The organism is uncultured Thiodictyon sp. (genome assembly GCA_903837595.1).
Taxonomy (GTDB): Bacteria; Pseudomonadota; Gammaproteobacteria; order Chromatiales; family Chromatiaceae; genus Thiodictyon.
Genome location: CAILVI010000288.1, coordinates 1 through 5,988 on the forward strand (window position 1 = coordinate 1; position 5,988 = coordinate 5,988).

Annotated in this window: 7 protein-coding genes and 1 pseudogene; 1 reads left to right on the forward strand and 7 read right to left on the reverse strand. The window is 63.0% G+C overall.

Annotated features, from left to right (window positions below):
* From QZY44_RS15910 to QZY44_RS15940, 7 genes and pseudogenes are all read right to left on the reverse strand, one after another.
* Positions 1 to 269 (reverse strand): annotated as a pseudogene (locus QZY44_RS15910) (transposase); the annotation flags it as partial.
* A gap of 448 nt (positions 270 to 717) precedes the next feature.
* Positions 718 to 1,494 carry a cytochrome c3 family protein gene (locus QZY44_RS15915; RefSeq protein ID WP_295448104.1) on the reverse strand — a complete coding sequence of 259 codons (777 nt, stop codon included), beginning with the start codon at positions 1,492 to 1,494 and terminating at the stop codon, positions 718 to 720.
* Complete coding sequence (locus QZY44_RS15920) at positions 1,491 to 2,069, reverse strand: hypothetical protein (RefSeq protein WP_295448107.1); 579 nt, start codon at positions 2,067 to 2,069, stop codon at positions 1,491 to 1,493. Before QZY44_RS15920 ends, QZY44_RS15915 begins: the two co-directional genes overlap by 4 nt.
* Before the next feature lie 22 nt (positions 2,070 to 2,091).
* Entirely contained in the window at positions 2,092 to 2,292 is a 201-nt protein-coding gene (locus QZY44_RS15925) for a hypothetical protein (RefSeq protein ID WP_295448109.1), read from the reverse strand.
* A gap of 80 nt (positions 2,293 to 2,372) precedes the next feature.
* Positions 2,373 to 2,894 (reverse strand): cytochrome b/b6 domain-containing protein, encoded by a 522-nt coding sequence (locus QZY44_RS15930; protein WP_295448112.1) that lies wholly within the window; start codon positions 2,892 to 2,894, stop codon positions 2,373 to 2,375.
* A gap of 261 nt (positions 2,895 to 3,155) precedes the next feature.
* Entirely contained in the window at positions 3,156 to 4,196 is a 1,041-nt protein-coding gene (locus tag QZY44_RS15935) for a hypothetical protein (RefSeq protein WP_295448115.1), read from the reverse strand.
* Complete coding sequence (locus QZY44_RS15940; protein ID WP_295448118.1) at positions 4,193 to 5,185, reverse strand: hypothetical protein; 993 nt, start codon at positions 5,183 to 5,185, stop codon at positions 4,193 to 4,195. Before QZY44_RS15940 ends, QZY44_RS15935 begins: the two co-directional genes overlap by 4 nt.
* Positions 5,186 to 5,796: 611 nt before the next feature.
* Between QZY44_RS15940 and QZY44_RS15945 the strand changes: the two genes are divergently transcribed.
* Positions 5,797 to 5,988: hypothetical protein (locus QZY44_RS15945; RefSeq protein WP_295448121.1), on the forward strand; the 192-nt coding region annotated here is incomplete at its 3' end.

Below are 5,988 nucleotides of genomic sequence, written 5' to 3' on the forward strand. Positions count from 1 at the left end.
CTGCGCGGGCGGCTCAGCTCCAGCGAGTCGACGTCGAGCGCCTGCACATCGCCCTGCGCGGGGCGGCTGGCGGTGGGGGCGTCCTCGCCTTCGCGCGCCAACAACTGGGCGGCCAGCCGCTGCGCCTCCCGTTCGAGCGCCCCGCCGGCGCTGCCCAGCAAGGTCCCCTGGCCACGGTGCAGTTCCTCCACCCGGGCACACAGGGCCGGCCACTCCTCCGGGGGCAGCGCGAAATGCCGGCCCAGGTTCAGCAGGGTGACCTGTCGCACCCGCCCGCCCACGCGCTCGGACTTGCACCAGTCGGTGCGTCGCGTAGCGCTCGCCGGTGGCGCTGTTGCTCGTGTGGGTGCGACGGATGTACATCCCGGTACTCTACGACACCCGGTACCTGCTATATTCTGTCCCTATTGAAAAACATGGCACTACATTGCGATTTCAGGCAGGCGTGTACTTACGAATCAGTTGGTTGGATTCCCTTCAGGGCCGTATATCAATGGGGTCATGTTAAAGATGGGTTAGCGCGCCGGATGCCGATGGGAGCAGATCGCGGCGCTCAGCGCGGAAAATGGTGGCAAAAGTGGTCAGGCTCAATTAAAACGGAGCGGCAGCTCGACCTGCTCACCCACGGGGGCGATTCGTCGTCCTTTCGCCACCGTGGGCGTCCGCGCTGCTTGTTGCGCTCCCGGCGCCTGCGTCGGCCGGCGAGGCCGGTGTGCGTCAGTGGTCCGAATGCCGGCCTTCCTCGCTGCGCTCCTGATGCTTACCCTCCTCGTCCTTGTGCTTATCCTTATCCTTGTGCTTGTCCTTGTCCTTGTCTTTGCCGTTGCGGTGGCACTCCACGCAGTTCTCGTAGTTGGTGATGCCCTCATCCACATGCTTCTCACGAATCTTGGAGCGGGTGTGCTCATGGCAGCCGTAACAGGTGTAGAGCCGGTAGTCTTTGCCGACGTGGCAGGTGTTGCAGGACGCCTGATGATCGCCGGTGAGGCTGAACAGTGCCTCGTGGTCAAAGGTCGCGGGGGTCCAGGCGCGCTGTGAATGGCACTGGGAGCAGGTGCCAATGGTGCCCGAATGCATGGCGTCCAAGGGGGGCTGATGGCACCCGCCGCACTGATCGCGGCGCGCGACCTTGAGCAGATCGTGTGAGAAGCGGCCGATGGGGCGGAAGGCCTTCACTCCCTTGTGGTCGCTGTGGCAGGCGATACAGTCCGGCTGCAACAGGTCCTGATGAAAGGGGGTGAGTTTGCGCTCATTGGCGATCACGAGCCCTTTGGTGGTGACCAGGCCGATCTGTGCGGGTTTGTGGCACTTGGCACACTGTGCGGGGCGGCTGCCGATGAAGGGCCGATGACAGGCGAAACAATCGGTCTCAAACGACTGGTGCGCCGGCATGACATGCCCGGGGGCGATCATGAGTTGCGGCCAGGAGACGGCGATCACGACCAGGACGGCCAGATTGACAGCGACGAGGATGAAGACGCGTTGCTTATTCATTGCCACTGCCAGAAGAAAAAGATACTGAGGATGTGCGCGAGACCCAGGACGCCAAAGGCCAGGGTGATGGGGAAGTGCACGGCCCGCCATTGCTTCATGGTGTCCACGACGACCGCATCCCAGAAGACCTCGTGCTCGACGGTTGCCGGGCTGTCGCCGTGCCCGGCGAGGGCCTCCCGCTTCGCGAGCAGGTGACGCTTGGATTGTCCGAGCAAATATTGCCCGGTCATGCCGCTGATCAGGGTGATCAACATCGCCAACAGGGCGAGCCACGGCAGGACCGCGTAGACATGGACCCCGGCATGGACCAGGATCATCAGCGCGCCCAGCCAGGTCAGGACCTCATGCAATTGAAGCAGGGTCTTGGGGTTGCCTGACTTGATCAGTTTGCGTTTGCGCATGGAATAGAAGAAAGACATCAGGATCAGGAGCGTTCCGGGGATCCCCAGATAGCGTCCGATCCAATAGAGCCCGAGCAGGTGCAACAGGGCGTCGATGACGGCGGTGGCGATGACCAGCGCGCCGAACATCAAGAGGAATGGGAGGACGTCCTTGCGAATGATGGAGCGATGCATCGGGACCTCTATAGTGCCAGGGTCAGGTCGGCTTGCGGGGTGCAGGTGGGGGCGTGATATCCAGTTGCGGGGGCGACGCGCCGACCAGCGTCCGGTTCCCGAGGTCACTGCGCTCCAAAGTCCGCAAACGGCCGCGTTGGCGCAGCCAGCCGAATAACCCGATGATGGCCGCCTGGGCGAGGATTACTGCGGTGATCAAAATCACCAGGGTCGCGTTTGACATGATGCGTGTCCCGCGGGGCTCGAGCCTCGCAAGAATCGTGGCGATGGCCGATACGCGACAGCGCATCGCCAGGGGGGAACTCAGGGGCGTTTGTAGCCGTCGATCATCGCTTGCACCAGATTCTCTTTGTGCTGGAAGCTGGCGACCGCGACCCCGATCAGGTGCAGTGGGATCAGGGCCAGGGTGGCATAGGCGATGAACTCGTGGACGCCCTTGAGCGCATGCAAGCTCTGCGCGGCCAGGCCGGTGAGCGTGGTCAGGATGAGTCCCAGGATGAGCAGGACGGCCATGGCCCCGCCGGTCGGGTTATGGCCCAGGTAGCGTTTCGGGTGCCCGCGCAGGACCTCCCAGACATAGGCCTTGACGGCGGTGGGCCCGCGTACGAAATCCCACCAGCGGGCATGCTGGGGGCCGATCACACCCCAGACCAGTCGCGCGGCGATCAGCCCCATGATGAAATAGCCAACGAGCACATGCAGGCCCTCAAGCTCATCTCCGGTCAGGAAGGCGATCAGCACGGCGATCGCCAGGCTCCAGTGGAAGAAGCGCACGAAGGGGTCCCAGACGCGCACGCGCTCGGCGGTGGTCGTTGAGTTGGTCATGGGGGGAATCTCCTCATAAAGTGTATGATCGCGTCCCGCCGGTCGGCCAGACGCACGGTTGCGGCCATCCCCGGCAGTCGGGGGGCTGGCTGAAGACACACTGGCGTGCTGCTTTCCAGGCAGTTGGCGTTGTCGGCACGACGGGTTTGGGCAACGCGAAAGAGGGGAATAGTAGCCGCGCGGTCCGCTTTGTTCTGTGTGGTAGCGCACCCCGGGCCGGACCCACAGATCACGCCGGTGTAGGTCGCCCTTGAGGGCGACCTAGGCCTGCGGCGCAAGGCGGTCCGGCTGGTCGCGTCTCGTGCTGCTATGTCTGCGTTCAAGGTAGAACCCCAGCCAGAGCAGACTGCCGCCGCAGAGCAACAGGTGCAGGAACCACAGTTCGCCGGAATGGGGCACCACAAACTGGAAATAGAACGTATAGATGTTGATGATCAGGAAGGTCAGGCCGTAGCTGCGCAGCAGCTGCAGGCCCATCCGGGCGCCCGCGTAGAGACAGGCGCCGGCCAGCGCCGCCCACAGCAGCGAAAAGACCAGGCGCTCGCCTTGCGTGTCGGACCAGCTGATATCCAGATTCTCATAGTATCCGAACAATGAAAGAAACCACAGTGCCAGATTGGTGACGAGTAGGCCAAAATGGGCATAAACCCGGCTGAAGCTGGCCCAGCGTCCACGGATGACCAGCGCGTGTAGCCAAGCGAGCAGGAGTGTGGCGGCCCCGACGGCGAGGAAGCGCACGGGATAGGTCATGCCCAGGTAGTAGGCCCCCCAGCCGGATACATAGCCGGTCTCGGCACCAAAATAGAAAAAGAAATTGGCGCATCCGTACCACAGTACCAGGCGGTTAGCCACCAGGTAGGCGAGCGCGGTGAGCAGTAGCGCATCCACGCCAATCAGTGGCGGCCAATGCTCGCTGCCGCTCGAGTAGTGAGTCGCCAGTACCACCGTCAACCCCTGCAGCGCCACTGCGCCGGCCAGTTCCAGTGCCTCGCCAAGTGCTGGCATCGCCCGGTAGTGTTTGAGCCAATAGCCCAAGCCGACGCCCACCAGGAACGCGACGCCCAATGCCGCCTCCGCCATCAGCCACCAGTTCATGTGTTCTCTGGCCAGTATGACCAGCCCGGCCATGGCCGTGAGCACTCCCAGCACTGTCACTGAGCGCACCAGCGCAAGCACATCCCAGGCCGTCGTCGGATAGCGTTCCTTAAGTGTGTTCGCCTGTCCCGGGGTCAGGATCTGGCGTGCGACAAGCTCATCCAATTCGACCACCACCCGTTGGTTCTCGCGGCGACGTGGACTCATGTCGCACCCCCGTTCAGGCGCCGCGCCCGTGCGAGGGCCTCCAGGCCGCCTCCCATCGTCGCCAGGCCCAGGCCGCCTGCCAGGAGGTAGGTACCCAGACTGAATTGGTCCCAGAACCACTCGTGGTATCTGGTAAAGGCGTCAATCGCGAAAAAGGTGATCCCAAAGCCCCGCATCAATCCATTCTGCAAATATGCACCGAGGCCGATCTGCGCCAGGCAAGTGATGCTGAACACGCCGATCCACAGCATCGCCTGCCCCTCATCCCCGGACCAGATGGAGAGAATCAGCAGCGACATGTTCAAATAAAGCAGGCCCAACGACTCCCACGCCTGGTAGAATCGGACCGTTTGGGGATAGAGTTGGCGTTCGTGGTAGATGCCGATGCCAATCGCGGCGAGCGCCGCCAGGCACATGACCTGCGGGTCCTGGACGGCAAAGACATAGGACGAGCGCCCCCACATCGTGCTCCAAGCGCCGATCCAATGGAATAGCCCCAAAAGCGAGAGGATGAGCAGGTAGGTGTTGTGACTGAAATACGCGAGGAACAAGGCCATCGGCAGGCTGAGGAGGCCGGTGACCGTCAGGATGGCCTCGTCGCTCAGACCCGCGATGCCGCAGAGTAGGGCGATGGTGCTCGTTGCCAGGAAAATGCCAAGGGTCACGATGACCTTGGATGAGGTGGCGTAGCGGTCCTGTACATCGCGGGCCAGGCGCAAACCCCAGTAAGTGAAGCCGCCGCCGATCCCGCCCAGCGCCGCGATCGTGAATCCCTTGGAATCAGCCATTGACGCAACGAGGCCGAGCAGGCCGAAGAAGGCCAAGAGTCCGCCCGTGATTCCGACATATTTGATGACCCCAATCCACCCGAAGTGCTGCGCCTCGTAGCGTTCGTTCAGCACCGTACGCTGGTGCTGGTCGATGATGCCGTCGGCAAACCAGAGGGCAATATCGTTGCGGAGTCGCTCTTTGGTTGCTTGGCTAGCCATCAATCTTCCCTCCTCGTGTGGGTCATGATCATCACTTAGGCCGTCTTCGTCCGCCAGCGTCGGTCGCCCTTCAGGGTGATGGTTGGACATTGCACAGATCTGATCGCCCTAAAGGACGACCGACAGACTAGGTCTGGCGGCGGTCTCGGTCAAGGGGTCGCGCTGCCCGCTTGTTCACGCGCAGTGGATCGCGCGCCGCGCAATCAAGGCCGGCGTGCCGCCGGAGCGCGCTCAGGGCTGGAGCCGGATCTGGCCCGGCTGGGCCTTGGCGCACTTGGGCGCCGCCGGGTTCGCGGATGCCAATCCATTTCTTCTTCCGCTTGCCGGCTCGTCTACGGGAATATGCAAAGCGTAATCGCTTCTTTGCCTGCCGCGCTCCGTCACCTTATCCTGGGTTCGTGATCCGACGGTGCCCTAGAGCGGGCGCTGCTCGGGGCTCGATCCACTGCCGGTTCGCCGCGCCCCGCGGGAGGGGTGTCCGCATGAGCCAATCCTGCTTCCCGGAGAGCCTGAAGAGATGCGTCTCGCCCAATGGCTGCGTTGTCGACCCTAAACCGTCGCTTGATTGTTGGATTGCCGATCCGCAACTCCGCCCCGGGAAGAATGCTGCCATGCCACTCACGAGCGTCGTCGACTATTACAACGTCCGGTTGCCTGAACTGCACCCGCGGGCCCACCTGCGCCAGGGGGCCAGCTATCGGCTCAACCGCGGTATTTTGACCGCGCAGATCGCCGACTTTGTACTCACACCCTATCTGGTACCGGTGGTGTATGCCGCGACCGGCCAGGTGTTCGGCCAGCGC